Raw genomic sequence first — 22025 nt, forward strand, 5'->3', positions numbered from 1 at the left:
GGCGGAGACATGAAAAGAACATTCTGCATCCTTTTCTTACTGCTTCTGGCAGCATCATCGGTACTTGTTTCATGCCGGAGCGGGTACCACTACGCGCTCTTCCACGAGGTCCCCGAAGAGGGATGGCGTTCCAAGAAAGAGCTCTTCTACTCGTTCGACATCGAAGACACCACGCAGCTGTACGACATCCATATTGACATCAGATACACCGAAAGATACCCGTACAACAACCTCGTGCTGGGCATCATTTCCGAGACCAACACTCGTCGGTATCAGACCGAGACCGTGGAGGTCCGCTTTCGGGAAGCAGACACCCGGATCTCCAAAGGCGGTTATCACTTCCACCTCACGAGCACGCCTGTTTATCTGAAGAAATCTTTCGCCACACCGGGCGTTCACACCATTTCGCTCCAGCACCTGATGGCCGACACTCTCCTTGTCGGGCTCGAAGAGATCGGTCTGCGAATCGTAAAGAGCGACACCTCCGGCACCTGACCCCGACCGCCCTCTCTCCTGAACAGCTCTCCGCTCATCGCAGCTGCCAAGCAGCACTACACGAAAAGCACCGAAGGTTTTATCCGAAACCTTTGGTGCTTTTTCATTGAACTTCCGCCGCATCGTTCGGCAAGAAGGGGACGATTGCCCGGAAAGTTGATGGAGGGTGGAAAAATATTTTCGCAGGTAAGGAAAAAAAGTTTCATGGGCAAGGAAAAAAAGTTTCATGGGCAAGGAAAAAAAGTTTCATGGGCAAGAAAAAAAAGTTTCATGGGCAAGGAAAAAAAGTTTCATGGGCAAGGAAAAAAAGTTTCATGGGTAAGGAAAAAAAGTTTCATGGGTAAGGAAAAAAAGTTTCATGGGCAAGGAAAAAAAGTTTCATGGGCAAGGAAAAAAAGTTTCATAGGCAAGGAAAAAAATTTTCATGAGCAAGAAAAAAATTTTCATGAGCAAGAAAAAAATTTTTCGTAGGTAAGGAAAAAAACTTTCATAGGCATAGAAAAAAAGTTTCATGGGCAAGGAAAAAAAGTTTCATGGGTAAGGAAAAAAAGTTTCATGGGCAAGAAAAAAAAGTTTCTTGAGCAAGGAAAAAAATTTTCATGGGCAAGGAAAAAAAGTTTCATGGGCAAGAAAAAAATTTTCATGGGCAAGAAAAAAAGTTTCATGGGCAAGGAAAAAAAGTTTCATGGGTAAGGAAAAAAAGTTTCATGGGTAAGGAAAAAAAGTTTCATGGTCAAGGAAAAAAAGTTTCATGGGTAAGGAAAAAAAGTTTCATGGGTAAGGAAAAAAAGTTGCTTGGCCAAAGAAAAAAAATTGTGTGGCCAAGAAAAAATATTTTTGTGGCCAAGAAAAAAAATTTTTGTGGCCAAGAAAAAAAATTTTCTTGGCCAAGAAATTTTTACTAAATTCGCAAGTAATATAATTTATTGTTTAACAACTAATTACGTTATCATGATAAAAGTAAAAGCAGTCGAGCGAAAAGTCGGCTTCAACAAGGAAGGAAAAACCCTTTGGTACCCTGCCATTCACCTGCACTCGAACGTAGATTTCGAGGAGTTTATCGAACTCGTTTCTGACGAAACCACCATCTCATCCGCAGACATCAAGGCGGTGTTCGACCGCGCTTCTAAGGTCCTCATCCGCCTGCTCAAGGACGGAAAAAGCGTGGATTGCGGCGATATGGGAACATTCCGCCCCAGCATCACGGTAAGAACAGGTGCGGGGGTCGAAACCGCCGATAAGGTGGATGCCACTCTCGTGGGCAAGGCAAAAGTGATCTATACGCCCCGCATCAAGGTCAGAACCGCACTGAAAGATGTGCGCATCGAGCGTGCCGAGTCCGCTCTGGACGTTGCTTACAAGTCTTCCGGCAAGAAGCCGGGCGGCAGCGAGGGCGGCGGCTCTTCTTCCGGCGGTAGTGGAGGAGAAGGCGGCTTCTGATCCGGACGGATACCGGCACATCGCGAAACAACCCGAAGCAGCCGGGTAAAAAAATCTCTCCCTCATCAGACCCGGTCTGATGGGGGAGAGTCTTTTTTGTTCCGAACCGAAGCGCAAAGCCCCCTCACGGCTGCTCTTCTTCTCCAAGCCGGTGCATGATGAGAGAGGGAGGCAGGCGGCGGCGAAGCAGCTCTTTCATCCGGTCCATGTAAGGTGCGGCGTGGTGGAAGAATGCACGGTAGCCGGAGCAGAGATAGTTGAGCCCCGGCTCTCCGTCCGCCGTGAAAGCGAAACGATTCTTGGGGCACTCGCCGTTGCAGGCGAAGAGATACGTGCACGACAGACACTGCTCCGGCAGCGAAGCACGCTTGCTCTCGCCAAAGGCTCGCTGCCGCTGCCCGTAAACCATCTCGACCAAAGGCGTGGTGCGGATGTTGCCAAGCAGGTAGTGAGGGAAGACAAAGTGGTCGCACGAGTAGACGTCGCCGTTCTGTTCGAGTGCCAAGGCGTTGCCGCATCTCTCGGCAAAGATGCAGACCCCCGGCGAGACACCGACCCAGTTGGCCAGCGTGGCATCGAAAATCTGAACGAAAATCTCTCCCACATCGTTCCGCACCCATTCGTCGAATATCGCTATCAGAAAACGACCCCACTGCGCAGGCGAAACCGAATAGGGTGCCACCTTGACATGGTCGAACGTCTCGGAGGGAGGGGAGAGCGCCTCGTCCGAATAGTAGATGCGCTCCACGGCAGGAGAAAACTGAATGTACCGGCAACCCAACGACTTGAAGAAGCGGTAAAACTCCAACGGGCGGTCGGCATTGAAGTCGTTCACAACGGCAAGAACATTGAACGCCACATCGAACCGCTTCAGAAGCTCTATGCCCCGAACCACGTCCGAGTGCGTGCCTATCCCCCTGGCATCCTTCCTGTATTTGTCGTGCTGCTCCGAGGTGCCGTCGATGGAGATACCTATCAGGAAGTCGTTCTCCTTGAAGAAGCGACACCACTCCTCCGTGAGCAGAGTGCCGTTCGTCTGCAAAGAGTTGTCTATGTTTTTTCCTTTGCCGTACTTCTTTTGCAGCGCGAGTGCCTTCTTATAAAAGGAGATAGGACGGAGCAGCGTCTCTCCGCCGTGCCAGGTGAAAAGAACGTCGGGCGAAGTCTGAGAGCCGATGTACTCCTTCACGAAAAGCTCCAGCATCTCGTCGCTCATCGTCTTGCGCGGCTCGCCGGCATACAGACGCGACTTCTCCAGATAGTAGCAGTACTCGCACCGCAGGTTGCACGCGGCACCCACGGGTTTTACGGAGATATAATAGGGATGCGAAAAGGGGGTGAAAGACATAAGCTGCTCAGTCCGGCAGGAAAACACCCTGCAAATCTTTTTCGGAAATGATGAGCCGCGACGAATCTATGTGGCGTGCAAGATCAAGCCCTATCTTCGGATCGTCGAACCTGAAACTCTTCTCGCTTTGAGGCGCATAGTATCTGTCCACTTTGTACGACACGATGTTGTGCTCGCCCAATGCCAGAAAACCATGTGCGTACCTGCGAGGGATGTAGAGCTGCCTGCCGTTCTCCGAAGATAGCTCTACCTCTATAAACTTGCAGTAGGTCGGAGAGCCGGGATCTATGTCCACGACAAAGTCTATGATCTTGCCCTGAACGACACGCACGAGCTTGCTCTGTGCCGCATCTCCCTGCTGAGAATGCAAACCGCGAAACACGCCGCGGTGAGAATAAGATTCGTTGTCCTGAACAAACGGGTCGTGAGGAAACATCTCCTGCCAGAAAGCTCTGTTGTAGCTCTCCGAGAAGTATCCTCTAACGTCCGGGTATCGCTTCGTCTGTATGATGTACACTCCGGGTAGGGAGGTCGGTATGGTTGTCGTGTTCATAGGGGTCATTTTTTATTCATCTTCAAGTAGCAAGAGCGACACAGAGGCATATACTCTCCGGTCTCTCCCAATAAAACCACCTGCGTGTCCGCAACAAGACGATGAGAATACTGTGCCGGCCTGCCACATCCCAGACAGACGGCGTGAACTTTGGAGATGCTGTCTGCCACGGCACAGAGATCGGGCATGGGACCGAATGGCTCCCTTTTGAAGTCCATATCCAGACCGGAGACAATCACTCTCACCCCTTCGTCCGCCAGCTTCACGCAGGCATCCGTGATCCCTTTGTCGAAAAACTGCACTTCGTCTATGCCGACAACATCGGCATCGCACCCCAAAAGATAGACATTCATGGAGTGAGAAACCTCCGTGCAGGGAATGCTCTCATGGGAGTGGCTTACAATATCCGTCTGAGAGTAGCGCGTGTCTATGCTGGGCTTGAAAAGCTCGACTTTCAACTGCGCAATGGTGGCCCTCCTGACCCTTCGTATCAACTCTTCCGTCTTGCCCGAAAACATAGAGCCGCAAATCACTTCTATGCTTCCGTGCCTTCTTATCTTTTTTCTTCTTATATCCGAGTCTTCTTCAAACTGATACATATATATAATCTTCCTTGATTTAAGAGAGCTCTACACTCGTTTTAGTTCTATCTTTTTTATGCCATGCTCCCTCATGGTTTCATCAAACAACTCCCGAAGGGACTCTTTGGAAAGATTGAGCCGGTGCCAGGCAACGCTACTCTTGCAGATGATAAGGATGGTATCGTCTCCCTCTAAAGAGATTTCTACCGACTCGGTCAGTCCTTGAGAAAGAGGGGACAAGAGCCACGCTTCGTAGACATCGCTGTAACGTTTGACGGCAGACAGGAGCGAAACTTCTTCGGTGGCGTCCTGCAATACTTTGTCTATTTTATCACTTGTGTACCTGCGCTTCATCGTCTCTCAAGCATTTGATGCAATCAGAGAAAAGGTTCCCTTCTCAACCGAAAACAGATGATAGGAAGTCTCTTTCTTCTCTTTCAGTATCTTGTCCAAATAGGTTCTGTTCGTATCCGTCATGAAGATCTGACCAAACGTGTCCCCGGCTACCATGTGAATGATCTTATTCACTCTTTCCGCATCGAGTTTGTCAAAAAGATCATCCAAGAGAAGAAGAGGCTTAAGCCCTGTTGCCTCCTTTAGAATATCGTACTGAGCAAGTTTTAGTGCAATAAGAAAAGTCTTGTTTTGCCCTTGCGACCCGATTTTTCTTATCAGCTCTCCGTCTATGTACATCCCGATGTCATCTTTGTGAATGCCTTGAGAGGTGTAGCCGAGTACAAAGTCTTTCTGTCTGTTATCGCGAAGAGTAGCTCGGATTCCTTCTACGCTGTAATCCTCAATAGATGGCAGGTAGGAGAGCGAGACGTTGTCCTTGCTACCCGATATTTCGTTATAGAAAGAGCTGAAATGAGAAGCGATTCTCTCTATCCAGTCTGTCCGGTCTTTTTGTATAAGTGCAGACTCTTGGGCGAGCTGCTCTTCGAGTATATCTAATATTTCTACGTTGGGAGAAGCACTCTTTAGGATGCTGTTCCTTTGTTCTAACAGTCTCTTATGAGCGATGAGAGCTTCAAGATACTTAGGCTTTTCCTGAGAAATAAGAGTATCTAAATATTTTCTTCGCTCTTCACTTCCTCCATGTACCAAATCAAAATCTTTCGGAGAAATCATCACGACAGGAAGCTTTCCGATGTGCTCGCTCAATCGGGTATAAGCCTTTTTATTCCTTTTGAATACTTTCTGATGCCCCGGACGGATACTGCATACTATATGCTCTTCATTTTTATTCCTTAGATAATGTGCATCGAGAAGACAGAAAGACTCATTATGACAAATAACCATGTGATCCGGAAGATAAAAATGCCCTCTAAGAAAAGAGAGATAGTATATGGCATCCAGCAAATTCGTTTTCCCCATACCATTGAGTCCGATCAAGCAGTTTATTTTGGGAGAGAAGGTCAAATGAGCCTGCTTAATGTTTTTATAGTTGCTTATGTCTATTTCTTTTAACTGCATAGCTGTCGCAGATATTCTTTCTTCTTATTAGAAATTTTGCACACCAACAAAGATAGCAATAATACATCTTTTGAAAGATGGATGTAGCGCAACGAGTAGATACAATTCTATATAGAGAAATGTCTTGTTTTGTATATTCTCGAGATCTGTGTTGTATAGAAATGTTCTATTCTTATTTCCAGAACGTATATTATAATAGCCTGATATTATTCATCACATATGGATTTAGATATCTTACCCATAGTTTTACAATGAGCCATTTTAAGTTTTACAACTTCGTATTATGTTGCCTTTTTTATTTGTATATCAGATTGTTATAAATATTATCTGTAATGATATGTTGGAGTAGAGTGGGAATGTTTATAGATACATATCATTCTTGCGCTTTCAGCTACGATCAAAATATTAACTCATTGAAAATCTTAATTATTATAATCATATCTATGCAGTTTGCAGGTGTTTTCTTTTAAGATTGGGAGTATGAGAACATAAATATATTGTCAATAGAATAGATGTCTATATTTAATTTTCTATATTTGTAGATGCGTAAACAAAAATAGACGAGAACGCATTTCTAAACAAATAGATTGTTGTATAGAAATGGATAATAGGATTTTTTCTTCTTAAAAACATAAAAGCATGGACCAAACTATCAATGACAGGATAAATACTATCATGGAAAGAGAAATGCTTTCCCAAGCGGCATTTGCTGAAAAATTAGAGATCAATAGAGCCACTCTCAATCATATTTTGAGGGGAAGAAATAATCCTGGAGTTCAAATAATTGAAAAATTGATCTCAAGTTTTCCAAAATACAATGTAGAATGGATTATTTCCGGAAAAGGAGAAATATTGAAGACACCCTATTTGCAGCCTGATTTATTCCAAATAGAACCTTCCGAAGAGGAACAAGGTGTTCCTAATGAGAGTTTTTCAATGAAACTTTTAGAAATCACGCAGAAGTTTTCCAATTTGAGTGAATCTGTGCAGAATCTATCTGCTACAATAAAAGAGGAGCAAAATGCAAATAAAAAATCCGAAAGAAGAATATCCAAAATATATGTCTATTATTCGGATAATTCCTTTGAGGTATTTACTTCGACAGATGCCCAATAAAAAAAAAGCACTACTTTTGAATTATCTACTATTGGATGATTTATAAAAGAGTATGACAACATGAGTTTTTCGGAGTTTTTTGATCTATCCTGTATTTATCATGGAGGACTTCAACCTGTTGATGTTGTAGTTCGATTGCTTTATAGCGTAGTTGTCGGTATGCTTATAGGATATAATCGTCAGGTGCGCTATCAAAGAGCTGGTCTTAGGACATTTACCCTTATTACAGTTGGTAGTACTGTTGCCATGCTTATATCTATTTATCTTCCGGACATCTCCGGAATGGGGGATCCCGCCAGAATAGCAGCACAGGTGCTGTCGGGTGTGGGTTTTTTAGGGGCTGGAGCAATACTTAGAGGGCGTGGAGATAATGTTCAAGGGCTTACTACTGCAGCCGGAATATGGGTTTGTTCCGCATTGGGCTTAGCCATAGGAGCCGGTATGTATATGACATCTGCCATTGTTACCTTGCTGGTGCTCTTTGTTTTAGTAGTTATGGGATATGTTGAAGAAAAACTCGGTTTGAGACAGAAGAACCTTGGTATAAATATAGATACGACAACGGCTCTGCCCGATATAAATGCAGTTAAAGGACTCCTTTCCTGCATGAAAGTTTCGATCTCTAATGTATCATTAGACTCTAATTTCAAAAACGATACCGGACATATTTATATAGAAGCCAAATCAAGTGGAGATAAAGTTAGCTATGAAGTAAATAAAGCCTTAGGTGAATTGGACTTTGTGAGTAGTGTGAAAACTAATACCTACTAGTTTTAGTTTACCTTCCACGAAATAAGAAATTAAAAGCCTGATCTACCCGGCTTACTCCTACAACCTTGATCTTATATTTATTCAAGTCTATTCCTTGCAAGTTTTGAGTTGGAATTATGATTGTCTCAAATCCTATCCTCTGTGCTTCACCAACTCTTTGCTCTATTCTACTAATAGGACGTATTTCTCCACTAAGACCAACTTCTCCCGCAACGCAGATGTTGGTTGGGATAGGAAGATCAAGATTGGATGAAAGCACGGCTGCAAGAATAGAGAGATCCAATGCCGTGTCCGATAACTTAAGTCCCCCCGTGATATTTAAGAATACATCCTTCTGTATGAGCTTAAATCCTGCACGTTTTTCCAATACGGCAAGTAGCATATTCATTCTTTTTCCATCTACTCCTGTAGAGGATCTTTGAGGTGTGCCATAAACAGCAGAACTGACAAGAGATTGTATTTCTATTAGAATTGGTCTGGCTCCTTCCATGGCACATCCTACACAAATACCACTAAGTTGTTCTTCTCTTCTTGTTATCAAAAGCTCTGATGGATTCTCAACACCTCTCAAACCATTTTGACGCATCTCATATATCCCAATTTCGGATGTGCTACCAAAGCGATTTTTATTAGCTCTTAATAGCCTATATTGGTAATTGGTGTCTCCTTCAAATTGCAATACCGTATCGACCAAGTGTTCCAATATCTTCGGACCGGCAATGCTACCATCTTTGGTAATATGCCCAATAAATAAAATTGGAATGTCTGTATTCTTTGCATAAGTCATAAGTCTTGTTGCGCACTCTCGTACTTGGGTAAGGCTTCCGGGAGATGAGTCTATTTGTTCTGTAAATATTGTCTGAATAGAATCTATGACTATAAGATCTGGAGAAGCCTCCTTGCAGACATCTAATATCTTTTCTAAGTGAGTTTCACAGTAGATTAAAAAGTTTTCGTGTGGGATGGTTGCTACCACTCTGTCAGCCCTCAGCTTTATTTGTCTTTCACTTTCCTCGCCGGATACATACAATGTACGTATCTCTTTAGTATTTAGTAAAGATTGAAGAATAAGAGTACTTTTACCGATACCGGGCTCGCCTGCAATAAGTACAATAGATCCTTTTACCAAACCTCCTCCGAGAACTCTATTTAATTCTTTGTCTTTTAGATCCAACCTTCCAGCCTCTTTGCCTGAGACTTCTTTTAGTATCTTAAAAGAACTATTTTCTTTATTGGGAGATATACCTCTAAGTACATGAGGGGTGTCCTTTACTTTATATTCAGATAAAGTGTTCCATGCACCACACATAGGACACTTGCCGGACCATTTGGAAAACTCATTTCCACACTCTTTACATAGGAATATTACTTTATCCACGTTCTTACCCATATACTAATGCAAATTATTTCTTTTAAGAAGAAGTTACTTGAAGACCTTTTAGAGAAAGAGACATTTCACTTAAGCGTGCATTTTTCTTCTTTATGAAATCATTCTCTAGTGTTTCCTTTATCATATTTACTGCTGTCAGGTCTTTTGCCACGATGTACAAGTAACCGCCACCTCCTGCTCCGGGTAACTTATAGCCTAAAGCCCAATCATCTATCGCAGAAATCAGGTATTCTATTTCGGGAGTAGATACACCGGAATCTAATCTCTTATTAAGCTCCCATGCCTCTTTCAGAAGACTTCCATACGTTGTTATATCTCCCTTTTTTATAGCGTGTTCTACTGCGTAGCTATGGGTCTTGATCTCTCTTAGTATATCTAATGTCTGAATATCTTGATCAATCACTCTATTTACGATCTCAACTAAGATATTTTTTGCTGTTCTTGTTATGCCTGTGTAATATAGCATGTGATAGGATCCATAGAGAGGGTCAGTGAAAAGTGTATTTGGCAGTGTTGTGGCATATGGCTGTTGTAAAATAGATGCTTCAGACTCTATAACCTTTATTCCTCCATACATTCCTCCAAATTGATCTTGCCAGCCGCCTCCGGTAGTTAGCAGTTGTTCTACGGCAAGAGTCCTTTGAGCGATTTCTTCAAGGCTCCATTCAAATCCAAGGAAATTGCTGAGAGCTCCCAAACATGCAGAGCATAGAAGAGAACTTGTACCAAGCCCTGATCCTGCTGGAATACAAGAAAGCATGGTCAGCTCTATTCCATACCCAAGCTGTTTCAGATATTCCTCTAAAGACTTAAAGATATGACTATTGAACTTTGGGCTCAAACCACACAAACATAGAGCTGCTTTAGGAATACTGAATGGAGAACCAACTTTGTCAAATTCCTCCAACATATCCAAAGTGGTGATTTTTTCATCTAGTCCGGCGTCTATAGAGCGTAGTATTATATGAAGTTCTGGTGTTGGTTTTACAAAGACCTGAAGAGGCTCTTGACCATTGACATTTATAGCCATATTTATGACACGTCCTCCATCTGTCATGCTATAAGGAGGTGTATCTGTCCATCCCCCTGCCAAATCAATTCTCACAGGAGACCTGCTCCACACAATTTGATCCATAAAGACCTTTCTACTTGGGTAGAGAGTTTGCTTAAAGTAGGGAGCTACTATTTGTGATCTGATATCACCGGATCTTTTCAAATTCAAATTTGTTCCCAATATTTCTTTACGGGGAACTTTTTTGTTCTTCATTCTCTATATAGTTCTTCAAAGTCGGTCATACTTCCCAATTCTTTGGCAGAAATCTTGGGGATTTTTTTATATGTTTCTAAAACCTCTTTGTTATTGCTTTTGAGGTAGTATAGATGCCATTGGGATAACCATTCTCCCACAAAGGCAAGTACATCTATATCTTCAGAACAAGGGAAGAGAGGTAGTTCATAAATATCAGTAGTTATAGATAGACCTGTCATTTGGGCAAACTCAGACAATGGGGCATTTACAAAAGAAGTCTCACCTGTGGCTGTTCCTCTGAACAAATCATCTATGCCATATACTCTAAGGCACTTTAGACCGTTTTTCAAAGGTAGAAAATCCAAACATACACCATTCGGAAGCTCCCAACCTTTCATTTCTTTTGGAATATGAGTAAGGATATTATCTCCTTTCAGAATCCATTTATCATTTAGTTCTGAGCAATCTATCCAGCAAGATTCCTTTATATCCAAGTTTAGGGATTTTGCAGATCTTAGCAAGTCTTTACTGGATCCGAAGTGATAGAAATAAGAGTCGGAAGAATCATACATTACACCTATTGAGAGTTTATGCCTTTTTATTATATCCGGGAAAGAGGAATATAAATCAAAATAATTTAGTTCTCTTCCTTTCCCTCTGCTACTCTTGAATAGAAGGTCTGAAGCCTTTTGGGAAAGCAACCAAAGTCCAGAGTCTATTGCAATCTCAAATTTTTCTTGAAGCATCTCAAGTTGTTGCACTAAAGGCTTTTGTAAGACTTGTATCGGAATAGAGAAAATATCTGCATTTTGAGAAACAATAAAAACTCCATGTTTTGAAGCTTTCTCTAACTCGCCTTTTACACCTATACACAATAGATCATAGTGTGGAATAAAGGGAACTTGCTTTAGATCCAATAGCACATCACCACATGAAATAGCTGTGCGATAAAACCCATCTGTATCGGACTCTAAAAAAGAGTCTATCGTTTCTACCTGGATGTCTAAAAGTGTTTTATAAACTTTCCCGGGAAGAGGCATCATCACCTTTCCTTGTACCGAGTAGGCAGGAAGTCTTCTACTTTCGCCATCACTATTTATCACAATCTCTCTGTGATATAACTTTCCCCTCTTATCACGAGCTTGCATTATGGCATATACCGAACCTCCTCCAGATCCCAATTTAGCATTTGGAGGATCTGAGCAGAAGAATATATCTCTGTCCTCTCCCTTTTTAGGAAAAGAATTTAGATATTCAACATGATTTGATGGAAGAGAAACTATGTAGATGCTTTCATGCATAGCCAAACAAAACTATTTCTCGTTATGACTTTATAAATTCGGCATAGTCTTCACAACTTTTTTGCAAACGCTCAGGAGTCATATTTACCTCCGCTCCATATAATGCAAAAATGCGTCCGGACTTAGCTCTGACAAAACCTGCGGAACCTTTGACAAAGCTAAGATAAGTCTCTAATGATATTCCTGCATCAAAAACGAACTCCGGAGCACCGGTACTTACAGCCACGTCTATAAGTTTTCCCTCCATCTTATCTCCGTTTTCTCCGTATGCCCAACCTTCGCACCAAACGGTGTCCATCCACTCTTTCATAATGGATGGTACCATGTACCAATACAATGGAAACTGCAAAATGATTCTATCATATTCCGACAATATCTCTTGCTCTTTTTTTATATCAAAGCCCTTCTCTTCACAATGCTCCGAAAGGACTCGTATCATCACATTCAGCTCTTCACTATTAGCTTGAATGTACTCACACCATGCCCTGTTTATAACAGACTTTTCAAGATGTGGATGTCCTACTACTACTAATGTTTTCAATGTTCAATATGGTTTAAGTTGATTTTATCACAAATGTAGGTATTTATTTTAAGAGCATTTCCTACTTCTGCTAAATGGAGAGACTGATCTCTATTGATCTAAGTTGTTTAAGAAAATGGTATTTGAAGAAAGCACTAAAGGTTTTGAGAGAAAGCACTAAAGGTTTTGGAGAAAAGCACTAAAGGTTTTGGAGAAAAGCACTAAAGGTTTTGCCGAAAAGCACTAAAGGTTTTGCCGAAAAGCACTAAAGGTTTTGGATAAAAGCACTAAAGGTTTTGGATAAAAGCACTAAAGGTTTTGGATAAAAGCACTAAAGGTTTTGGAGAAAAGCACTAAAGGTTTTGAAGAAAAGCACTAAAGGTTTTGGAGAAAAGCACTAAAGGTTTCGGAGGAAAGCACTAAAGGTTTCGGGGAAAAGCACTAAAGGTTTCGGGGAAAAGCACTAAAGGTTTCGGAGAAAGTATCTAATCTTTTCGGGGAAAGTACCTAATCTTTTTGTGGAAAGTACCTAATCTTTTTTCGCAAAGCACTAAAGGTTTTGGGATATTGATAATTATCTTTTCAAGGAATAGAGCCTGTACCTTTAGGTATTAATACCTACCTTTGCAAGACTTTTCTAAAAATGGTTCTACAGATTTATGAAGCTAAATCTGTAGAACTTTACATTTTGTGTCATTTTAATTGTATCAATTATTTATGTTAAGAGACATACGACCTTGGGTCTGTAAAGTTTTCTCTGTGGTATTGTTCTTTGCTTCTTCTATTTCTCTTTCCACCCCTGCTGAAGGACAGAGCAAGACAACAACTATCACAACTAAACCTGTAGCGCGCTCTGTGCGTTGTAAGGTTCGATTTAAAGATCACTCTCCGGCTATTGGAGCTACTATTTATGTTAATGGGAGAGCTACGGCTGTAACAGGTGAAGATGGTTCCTGTCTGATTCGTATTCCGGATGTCAAAGAAAAAATAACTCTGGCTGTTTCCTATGTGGGAATGAAACCTTTGAAACTATTATATGAGGGAGAAAAACAGCTTTCTTTTATTCTTGAAGACGACTCTTCCGAGTTGGGAGATGTTGTGGTAACCGGTTTTCAGACAATAAACAAACGTAGATGGACAGGAGCTGCCACCGCTCTTAAAGGCTCAGAGATTGTTCTTCCCGGTGTCAGTACCATAGATAAGAGTTTGGAAGGATTAGTCCCTGAAATGCTTGTTATGCCTTCGGCCGGTGATATAGGCACGTCTCCTCGTTTGCGAATACGTGGTACCAGTACTATTTTAGGAGTACGTGAACCTTTATGGGTGGTAGATGGTGTGGTAGTCCGAGATCCTGTAACAATTCCGGCAGAAGATATCAATGATCCTGACTTTATCAATCGAGTAGGTAATGCTATCGCAGGTATCAACCCATCTGATATAGAGCGTATAGATGTCCTTAAAGATGCTGCCTCTACAGCTCTTTATGGGGTACAAGCCGCCAATGGCGTTATTATGATTACTACCAAAAAAGGGCAATATGGAAAGTTACGCATTAACTATTCAGGAAGTAGCAGTCTGTCTCTTCGTCCAAGATACACAGACAGGGATATCAACTTGATGAACTCAAGAGAGCGAGTCAATTTTTCTCGTGAACTGGTAGAATCCAACTACTATTTTCCTGTTGATATGTACGAAGTGGGATACGAACACTTGGTTAAGAAGTTATATAATAAGGAGATCAGTTTTGAAGAGTTCAATAGTCGTGTGCAGAGCATAGAGTCTCTGAATACCGACTGGTTCTCTCTATTGATGCGTGATGCTCTTTCTACAGATCACCACCTCTCTGTATCAGGAACTTCTGAAAATCTAAATTACTATGCTTCTTTAGGGTATAATCTTAGCAACGGAGTTGTTAGAAGCAATAGAACTCAGCGTACAACAGGTAACCTTAAAGTGATTGCAGATCTCAGTAACAAGAGCAAGTTAAGTGTTTGGATGAGAACGGGCGTAGAGTCGCGTCGTTATAATGCTTCTACAATCAATCCGGTAGACTATGCTTATAATACAGCACGTACCATCCCCACTTATGGAGAGGATGGTGCATACTCTTTTTATAGACGAGGGGATGACAGATATAACTATAATTTTAATATCCTAAACGAACTCGAACATAGTGGATATAAGCAAGACCACTTTAACACTTCTCTGAGTGTGGCGTATGACCTCAAGCTCTCTGATCGACTATCGGCTTCAGCTTTATTGACCTATGCTACTTCCAATACAAACGGGGAAGAGCACCACGATGATAAAACTTATTACGTGGCAGATAAGAGATGGACAGATTATGGAAAACCTTTCAATAAGGTTGCTTTGGAACATAGTGAACTGCCATACGGAGGAGAACTCAATCACTTTCAAGAGCGTTATCAGTCTCTCTCCGGAAGATTGATGTTGAACTATTCTCGTACATTCGACAATGAAGATATGTTGAACATACAAGTAGGAACTGCTGCTGAAAGCATTCATACCAGAGGCATGAAGCAGATACAGAGAGGCTATTTCCGTGACTATGGAGAAAAGTTTGTTGCTCCGGAGGACATAGATCGCTTTCCTGCATATAAGGCTTGGCTTATAAGTGAAGAGGCACAACCCAGACGTACGGACGACTTACTCAATCAAGCATCTGCTTTTGCAACCATTTCGTACACTTTTCGTCACAATCTTACATTAGGACTGAATGGACGGACCGATGGCTCTAATCGTTTTGGAAGTCAAAGCAATCGTCGACTTCTTCCTGTATGGTCTGTTTCCGGTAGTTATGATTTCTCTCATCTCCTCGCCGATGGTACTTGGTTCAATTACCTTTACTTGCGTACATCCTATGGCACACAAGGTAATATGTTGAGAGATCAGTCGCCCGAACCGGTTATTCGTAAGCTGAGCACAGACCCTTATTACAATGAAAAGTTGGCGATATTGGCTCGTTATCCTAATCCGAATCTTCGTTGGGAAAAGACAAACTCTTTCAGTGCGGAGCTGGATATTGCTGCATGGCAAAGACGTGTTGCGGCCACTTTGTCTTATTATCACAAATACACCCGTGATGCTTACATGAATTTGGGCATTGATTTGGTGAATGGTTTTCCATCGTATGTTGTCAATAGCGGAAATCTTCGTAATCACGGTTTCAGTCTTGCTCTTTCGGTAGAGCCTGTGCGTGTTCGTGATTTCTCATGGCGTGTATCCACCTCTTTTTCTAAGAGCTTCAATCGTCTTGACAGCAAACCTCAATATGGTCAATATAAAGTTCGAGACTTCTTGCACGGTCGCGCCTTGGTGGAAGGAGAGGCTTTGGGATCATTCTATTCTTATCGTTTCCGTGGACTCAATCCGGAAGATGGAGGTCCGATGTTCCATGATGGAGAAGAGCGTAAAGAAGAATTTTATGGTAAAGGAAACTATGAAGTTTTCAGTGAAGTCTTGTCTAAGTCGGGAAATCGCTATCCTACAGCATTCGGCAGCTTCCGCAATAGTGTTCGTTGGGGTGCATTCTCGCTTCGATTCAATCTATCGTATAGTATTGGAGCTAAGACAAGACTTTTCAAACCTTATGGCTCAAGCAAAAACTTCTTACCCGAAATGAATGTCAATAGAATCTTTATGGATCGTTGGCGTAAACCCGGAGATGAAGCTTATACACACATTCCTGCAGTAGTTGATCAAATGGTGCCTGCTGTTTCGGATAAGTATAACAGACACTACTCACGCTATACATCAGGTAAAATGCCTATAATAGCAGAGAATGCCTGGGATATGTACAACTATTCGGATATTCGTGTAGTATCTGCCGATTACTTGAAGTGTACAGATCTTAGCCTCTCCTACGAACTGCCCTCTAAGTGGTTACAGCATCGTGGAGTGGAAGCTGCACGTATTACCTTCTCTACCAATAATGTTTTTGTATTGGCAAGACCGGAACTTAAAGGACAGACTCCCGTTCAAGGAGGATTTACAGAGGTAAATCTGTCCGAACGTCCGCAATACACGCTTCAATTAAATATTACCTTATAAATAAAAAACAGATGAAACGTATAGTTAATAATATATTTGCCGGTCTGTTCCTGATACTGACAGGAAGTATAATGACGACTTCTTGTGGAGATTTTCTTCGTGAACGCTCGAATGACCTTGCTTATATCCGTACAGCTGATGATCTTGATGAGTTGCTTATCGGTGCGTGCTATATGAGTGTGGCACCTACTACTCCTCGCCGTTACGACAACTTTTACTTTCCTTATTTGCACTATATGTCAGATGAGACTCAGGAGCTGATAGGCACTACTCGTTACAATCCGGAAGCCAATATCCGCCCACGTATGTTCGGCTATTATACTTGGCAACAACATATTGGGGAGGCATTCAATGGCTTGGTTTCTTATAAGGAGAGTGTAGATTGGTTGCGTGTATATAACCACATCATCACTTTGAACATTGTATTGAATGAAGCATCAAGCATAAAAAGTACAACAGAAGCAGAGCAGAATCGAATGAATCGCATCAAAGCAGAAGCACATTTTCTTCGTGCTGCCTACTACTTCTTTTTGGTAAATCTTTATGCTCAACCTTATGCTCCTGAGAATTTGGATAAGCCCGGTATTCCGCTTAAAACAGCACACTATATCGAGAATAAGAAATTCCAAAGATCCAGCATCAAAGAGGTTTATGACCATATAATCAGTGATCTTGATGAGGCTTTGAGGATGAGCCAAGGGGTTAAACAGCTTTCTCTTTACAGAATATCAGAAGCCGGAATAAACCTTTTTGTATCGCGTGTATATCTCTATATGCAAGACTGGAAAAAATCCGAGTTTTATGCTCAAAAGGCAATGGATTTGCACCCTCAGCTATGTAATTTGAATGGCTTGGGAGCGGAGGAGTATTTCTTTTCTTCATCTAATCCGGAATTGATATTTAGTATGGGAGGAGGACTCATTGCAGCTGAAATGAGTAACGCTCCTATAGGCGGTTTTGCAGTATCGAAAGATTTGTATGCTTTGTATGACAAGAAAGACCTTCGAGCGCAGCGTTATATGATTCGCTCCCAAGCTAAAGGAGCATTGGATGGAGGACACTATGTGCAGGTAACTAAAACAAATCCTAAAAACTTTAATCGTAGTGAAGTTTCGGACGTCTTTGTGCTTCGCAGTGGTGAGATTTATCTCAACTTAGCAGAAGCACTGGCTATGCAAGGAAAGAATAACGAGGCAGTCGAATTGATTAACAAATTGAGAAAGAGTCGCTACCAAGCAGGAGCTAACTCCGAAATTACAATGTCTGCCAGCAGTGAACTTGTACAAGCAATACGTCAAGAACGCCGAATGGAACTCTGTTTTGAAGGACAACGCTGGTTTGATATTCGCCGTTACAGGGTTAACAGTATTTATCCAAGCAAAGAAGAGCTGGTGAATACATATACTATATACAAAAAAGATGGACGTAACAGCAAGCCGAATATTACTTACTACTATACTCTTCCGGCAGAAGAAGATGAAGGATATGTTCTACCTCTGCCTCGTGAGCAACGTAGTATCAATGATCAAATACAGGATAATCCTCGCTTGGATCGCAAACCCTCAAAAATACATAATTATGAAACCAAATAACAATAATACAATCCTGTTCACTATGTTTTTATTGAGTCTGTTTTTTGCAAGTTGTAGCAAAGAACAGCTCTCCGGAGATGTAGTTCCCGAAATAAATCTCTTTGTTCCGGATGATGCAGACCAATCGGAGGAGGCAAATCTACGCCGCTCTTTTTACGAACAGACCGGATCATACCTCCTTTTTAACGATACACTCCGTCGTGCCAATCATACAAGAGTCCTCAGTATCCCTTATAGTGTTACCATTACCGGTACGGACTACTATGAAGCACAGCTATATCGTCTGAAATATCTACAATCATTGTCCGAGTATAGACAGGCTGCCGAGTTTATTCGTAATAAAGTAGCTTCTTTTGTAGCCAAGAGCACAATGCCGTACTCTTTGTTATTGGTAGACACCATTACTTCTTATCCTTATGATCGTAGTCGTAAAACATACAATATGGATAAGCCGGATGATAAGCATATCACCGTATTTGGAATGCAAACATTGGCAATAGCCGGTCTTAAAGATGTCGGAACTAAGAGCAATGATGAACAACACAAGCTCGCAGTAATAATCTTAAATAACCTGGTGATGCGAGTGATACAGCAAGCAGATGCAGAAACTCTTGCTCCTTTTTACGCCATTAGCAAAGCTTATTATGGCAAGGCTTTTTCGGAAGAAGAAGGTAATATGCCTAATATTAAAGATATTAGGGAGTTGGGATTCCTAAAGTCCTATTACTTCAAAAAAGAAAAGGTCTCATTTTATCCTGCCGATCGTGATTTGGAAGTATTTCTCAAAGAACTTTTAGGCAAGCCTGAAGCCGAGTGGAGAAAGTCTCATGCAGACTATCCATTGGTTATCCGCAAACTGGAGATACTGAAAGCACTCATAGAGAAAAAGGGTATAAGTCTTGACTACTTAGGTTAGAGGGGCACATTACACAAGCTTGGAGAAGAAAACAAACGGATAGGGGATTTAGCGACTTTGCTTTTGTCTCCTGTCCGTATTTTTTCTTTTATTTTCAAAAAGGGGGGGGAGTATTTCTTTTTATTTTTTTGGAAAGGGAATATACCTGAAAATTATGTAGCTGTTTTGGAAGAATACTCATAACCCTATAGAATTAGGTAAATGGCATTTGTCTTTTATCCAAAATATAAGGTAGCTAAAAAGAAAAAAGCGTCCTAATTCCAACGAATTAAGACGCTTTCTCAGTTTTTGAGCGGTATGGACGGGACTCGAACCCGCGACCCCCTGCGTGACAGGCAGGTATTCTAACCAACTGAACTACCACACCGGTTAAGGATGAAGTCATCCTTGAGCCTCTTGTCGGATTCGAACCAACGACCCCGAGATTACAAATCACGTGCTCTGGCCAGCTGAGCTAAAGAGGCAGGCGGGTAAGCTTACTACATCGCGCCGCTACAACCATCTACCCTTGCTGCGATCAAGCCCTGGGGGAGTTCAATAGGAGCTGGCCGTATAGGACTTACCCAGCGCAAAGGTACGATATTTTTCTATTACTGCAATACCCATCAGCTCGCATGGGCACTCTTTTGGAGCTTTCTCTCTAATAATAGGAAAGATAGAAGTCGTATTTTTTTATTCCTTGCGCTCTAAGCGGATCTCTCCGGCTATTTCCCAAATGAGTTTTTACCCTTTCATCGGCAACTTATTCCACTAAATCTGTTCAAAAGATGCTCTTATCGGGTTCAATTTTTCTGTTTAATAGAGTAAGAAGTCCGAATCATGCCTTGATCTCAACAAATCAAAGCTCGATTTTAGCTCATCAAAGTTTGGTTCATGAAAGTTGGAGCTTGATTTGGAACTCTAAAAGGCATTAGGCTGGTTTTTATTAACGAATAGAGCAGTTTATAAATACGGTTACAGATTTTTGTAAGCAGATGGTGCATGAGAGTAAATACAGTCATTAAAAATTGTTATCTTCGTTCATCTTAAACAAATCTCCTTATGAGTATCGTAGATAAACCTTCTCAGTTTGTGAATAATCCCATTTCTCTCACGGACATTCCTCGTCTTGAAAGAGAGGCGTATAAGCCTCTTAATCCTAAGTATATCAAAGTATTAAGATTGTCTTCCATAGTGCCGATAGTCTTACTGCTTGTTGCTACGATCGTTGCAGCCATTATGAAGAATGATATACCGTTTTGGATAATACTCAGTATCTGCTCCGCTCTGCTTCTCTTTGGTATTGTGCATCAGATGTTGATGGTAAAAATATACAGATTCAAAGGGTATCTTTTCAGGGATAAAGACGTTAGCTACCGATCCGGAATATTTATGCCGAAGGAGAAGAGTGTTCCGTATAGCAAGCTACAACACGTTGTCCTTTCGCAACATCTATACGATAGACCTTTTGGGCTTTACCGTCTTTCTCTCTTCAATGCTGCCGGAGGTATAGAAGAAGACCTTATAATTGCAGGTCTTGAGAAGGAACAAGCGGAAGCCTATAAGGAGTGGATTATAGAGCAGATATCGGATGTCGAACGTTCTAAAGAGTAGGGGAGTCTTGAATACAAATCGAAATCTGTGGTCGGAGCCTCGTAGAATGGGGCTTTCCTCTCTGTTGGTCCTATACATAAGAGAGCTTGTTGCATCCTTGAAGACATGGCCCTTTATTTTTTATTTTCTCCTTTCTTATGCAACCGAAGAGCTATCTGTCTGGCAAAAGTTGGGATATGCTATTGTCTTTTTCTTTGTATTTGTTTTAATTCAAGCTCTTTACAAGTATTTTACGACAAAATATTTTATTGCAGACGAAAAGATACAGATAAGGATTTCGGGGCTGAAAAAGAAAGAACTTTACCTGCCTCTGAAGAAGGTGTATCAGCTGAGAAGCAGTCAATCTTTTCTGTTACAGATGTTGGATATGGAGGTCATACAGTTTGAGTCTCTTGGTTCCAATCAGGTAGAAGTTGAGCTTGTATTGCCTCAAGAAGATGTACGGGCAATGAGAGATTATGCCGCAAGTTTCCAGTCTTCCATGAGTGATTCGGATGGAGAAGAGATGAAAGAGGAAAGCTTGGAACTGCCGGAGAATGAAAGGGGAGAGAGTCCGGTTTTGGGCTCATTCTCTTACACAATATCGAGGAAAGAGCTTCTGATTTCGGGTCTTACCCGAAATCCTCTAAGAGGTTTGATATTGGCGGCTGGTGCTGTCGGTACTGTTTTCAATGAAATATCCGATTATCTCGTAGACTACATCCGGATCTGGTCTGACCGTGTAGAGCTATGGTTTTCCAATCTAACCCTTGCAGTGGGGATAATAATCTTCTTGGGAGTATTTGTTTCATCCTTTCTCATTCAATCTATCTTCCTTATACTCAAGCAGTATGATCTGAACATTTCTGTCAAAGGAGGGCAGCTAAAATATAGTGCGGGGCTTATCAACAAGATTTTTCAATCTTCTACATGTGACAGGATTGTCTCATGTACATTCCAACAAAATCTTGTTGAACAGTGGGTCGGATTAGGGACTGTACACATTCATTTTGCCTCTGCAATGGTGTCGGCAAACGAAAAGAAGGAAGATAAAAAGTCGGATATCAAAATATATGGAATAAATAAAGAGCGTGTCGCAATACCGCTTATGGAGAGTATTTTTCCCGGCTATGAGCCGAGTAGAGGGCGAAGCTACAAGTCGAAGTCTGCTTATCTCCGAAGACTTTTGTTCTTCTCTTCGATAATAACTTTACTTGCTGCTGTCGTTGCCTATTTCCTTAGCCATATCATTTGGTATTTTGTCCCTTTGGTGGCTTTGTCCGGAGTGTTCTATTCTTATCTGTCTTACAGACAGTCTTGGTTCTCTTTTGAGCATAGTCATCTGCTTATAGGTCATGGGGCATTTACTATCAAGCGTACTATTTTGCCTGTAAATCAGGTAGAAACAATGGTGTTGTGGCAAAGATGGAGGCAGAAAAATGGGACAACTGCAAATATGAAGTTTGCAACACGAGGTACATCTCATCAGATTTCATACATTGATAAGAATGTTTTGAATAATCTTCGAGATCATACACTTTGCTTTCTTGAGTTTCCCCGATATGCCTCTTCCGACTCAGTAAAGAGAAGTGATATTGATTCTTAGGGGAATTGTTGTGCCAAAGATAAGTGTC

The 22025-nt window shown here is 41.7% G+C and carries 20 protein-coding genes and 2 tRNA genes; 11 read left to right on the forward strand and 11 right to left on the reverse strand.

The genetic code is table 11. The features are described from left to right. The first annotated feature begins 9 nt into the window (after nt 1-9). From HQ43_RS10170 to HQ43_RS08905, 4 genes are all read left to right on the forward strand, one after another. Nucleotides 10-495 carry a gliding motility lipoprotein GldH gene (locus HQ43_RS10170; protein ID WP_081964590.1) on the forward strand — a complete coding sequence of 162 codons (486 nt, stop codon included), beginning with the start codon at nt 10-12 and terminating at the stop codon, nt 493-495. Between the two features lie 204 nt (nt 496-699). Further along, nucleotides 700-966, forward strand: a complete 267-nt coding sequence (locus tag HQ43_RS08895) for a hypothetical protein (protein WP_036792408.1) — start codon at nt 700-702, stop codon at nt 964-966. 128 nt (nt 967-1094) lie between these two features. Continuing rightward, nucleotides 1095-1400, forward strand: coding sequence for a hypothetical protein (locus tag HQ43_RS08900; protein WP_036792414.1), 306 nt, complete (start codon nt 1095-1097; stop codon nt 1398-1400). A gap of 46 nt (nt 1401-1446) precedes the next feature. Further along, entirely contained in the window at nt 1447-1935 is a 489-nt protein-coding gene (locus HQ43_RS08905) for an HU family DNA-binding protein (RefSeq protein WP_036792416.1), read from the forward strand. A 124-nt stretch (nt 1936-2059) separates the two neighbouring features. On the opposite strand, the gene HQ43_RS08910 is transcribed toward HQ43_RS08905, so the two are convergent. From HQ43_RS08910 to recF, 5 genes are read right to left on the reverse strand one after another with little or no spacing between them, the layout of a single operon-like run. Next, on the reverse strand, nt 2060-3283 hold the full coding sequence (locus HQ43_RS08910) for an anaerobic sulfatase-maturation protein (protein WP_036792418.1): 1224 nt from the start codon (nt 3281-3283) through the stop codon (nt 2060-2062). 7 nt (nt 3284-3290) lie between these two features. Further along, entirely contained in the window at nt 3291-3836 is a 546-nt protein-coding gene (rfbC, locus tag HQ43_RS08915; RefSeq protein ID WP_036792895.1) for a dTDP-4-dehydrorhamnose 3,5-epimerase, read from the reverse strand. A gap of 5 nt (nt 3837-3841) precedes the next feature. Continuing rightward, entirely contained in the window at nt 3842-4435 is a 594-nt protein-coding gene (locus HQ43_RS08920) for a thymidine kinase (RefSeq protein WP_036792427.1), read from the reverse strand. Nucleotides 4436-4465: 30 nt separating this feature from the next. Continuing rightward, a complete protein-coding gene (locus tag HQ43_RS08925; RefSeq protein ID WP_036792430.1) occupies nt 4466-4771 on the reverse strand; it encodes a hypothetical protein in 306 nt (101 codons plus the stop codon). Between the two features lie 6 nt (nt 4772-4777). Further along, a complete protein-coding gene (gene recF / locus HQ43_RS08930) occupies nt 4778-5893 on the reverse strand; it encodes a DNA replication/repair protein RecF (protein ID WP_036792432.1) in 1116 nt (371 codons plus the stop codon). A gap of 639 nt (nt 5894-6532) precedes the next feature. Between recF and HQ43_RS09570 the strand changes: the two genes are divergently transcribed. Together HQ43_RS09570 and HQ43_RS08940 are read left to right on the forward strand one after the other, a co-directional pair. Further along, nucleotides 6533-7009, forward strand: a complete 477-nt coding sequence (locus HQ43_RS09570; protein ID WP_052103175.1) for a helix-turn-helix transcriptional regulator — start codon at nt 6533-6535, stop codon at nt 7007-7009. Between the two features lie 60 nt (nt 7010-7069). After that, nucleotides 7070-7780: an MgtC/SapB family protein gene (locus HQ43_RS08940; RefSeq protein ID WP_052089654.1), complete on the forward strand. Its 711-nt coding sequence runs from the start codon at nt 7070-7072 to the stop codon at nt 7778-7780. 7 nt (nt 7781-7787) lie between these two features. On the opposite strand, the gene radA is transcribed toward HQ43_RS08940, so the two are convergent. Genes radA through HQ43_RS08960 form a run of 4 tightly spaced genes read right to left on the reverse strand, consistent with a single transcriptional unit; the run spans nt 7788 to nt 12261 of the window. Further along, entirely contained in the window at nt 7788-9170 is a 1383-nt protein-coding gene (gene radA / locus HQ43_RS08945; RefSeq protein ID WP_036792434.1) for a DNA repair protein RadA, read from the reverse strand. 22 nt (nt 9171-9192) lie between these two features. Then, a complete protein-coding gene (locus tag HQ43_RS08950; protein WP_052103177.1) occupies nt 9193-10437 on the reverse strand; it encodes a GHMP family kinase ATP-binding protein in 1245 nt (414 codons plus the stop codon). After that, nucleotides 10434-11720 (reverse strand): fucose pyrophosphorylase domain-containing protein, encoded by a 1287-nt coding sequence (locus tag HQ43_RS08955; protein ID WP_036792437.1) that lies wholly within the window; start codon nt 11718-11720, stop codon nt 10434-10436. The genes HQ43_RS08950 and HQ43_RS08955 overlap by 4 nt, the downstream gene beginning before the upstream one ends. Before the next feature lie 22 nt (nt 11721-11742). Continuing rightward, nucleotides 11743-12261, reverse strand: a complete 519-nt coding sequence (locus tag HQ43_RS08960; protein ID WP_036792439.1) for an NAD(P)H-dependent oxidoreductase — start codon at nt 12259-12261, stop codon at nt 11743-11745. A 696-nt stretch (nt 12262-12957) separates the two neighbouring features. Here HQ43_RS08960 and HQ43_RS08965 point away from each other — a divergent pair. Genes HQ43_RS08965 through HQ43_RS08975 form a run of 3 tightly spaced genes read left to right on the forward strand, consistent with a single transcriptional unit; the run spans nt 12958 to nt 18819 of the window. Continuing rightward, nucleotides 12958-16311, forward strand: a complete 3354-nt coding sequence (locus HQ43_RS08965) for a SusC/RagA family TonB-linked outer membrane protein (RefSeq protein WP_081964592.1) — start codon at nt 12958-12960, stop codon at nt 16309-16311. 11 nt (nt 16312-16322) lie between these two features. Then, nucleotides 16323-17903, forward strand: a complete 1581-nt coding sequence (locus HQ43_RS08970) for a RagB/SusD family nutrient uptake outer membrane protein (protein ID WP_052103178.1) — start codon at nt 16323-16325, stop codon at nt 17901-17903. Next, nucleotides 17890-18819 (forward strand): hypothetical protein, encoded by a 930-nt coding sequence (locus tag HQ43_RS08975; RefSeq protein WP_152567511.1) that lies wholly within the window; start codon nt 17890-17892, stop codon nt 18817-18819. The genes HQ43_RS08970 and HQ43_RS08975 overlap by 14 nt, the downstream gene beginning before the upstream one ends. A gap of 293 nt (nt 18820-19112) precedes the next feature. Here HQ43_RS08975 and HQ43_RS08980 read toward each other — a convergent pair. Together HQ43_RS08980 and HQ43_RS08985 are read right to left on the reverse strand one after the other, a co-directional pair. Further along, nucleotides 19113-19186: transfer RNA gene (locus tag HQ43_RS08980), tRNA-Asp, on the reverse strand. A gap of 23 nt (nt 19187-19209) precedes the next feature. Beyond that, nucleotides 19210-19283, reverse strand: a tRNA-Thr gene (locus HQ43_RS08985). Between the two features lie 577 nt (nt 19284-19860). Here HQ43_RS08985 and HQ43_RS08990 point away from each other — a divergent pair. Together HQ43_RS08990 and HQ43_RS08995 are read left to right on the forward strand one after the other, a co-directional pair. After that, nucleotides 19861-20412, forward strand: a complete 552-nt coding sequence (locus HQ43_RS08990; RefSeq protein ID WP_036792446.1) for a PH domain-containing protein — start codon at nt 19861-19863, stop codon at nt 20410-20412. Between the two features lie 7 nt (nt 20413-20419). Beyond that, entirely contained in the window at nt 20420-21997 is a 1578-nt protein-coding gene (locus HQ43_RS08995) for a PH domain-containing protein (protein WP_161781547.1), read from the forward strand. Nucleotides 21998-22025: the final 28 nt, after the last annotated feature.

This window comes from Porphyromonas canoris (assembly GCF_000769115.1).
In the GTDB taxonomy this organism is placed as follows: Bacteria; Bacteroidota; Bacteroidia; order Bacteroidales; family Porphyromonadaceae; genus Porphyromonas_A; species Porphyromonas_A canoris.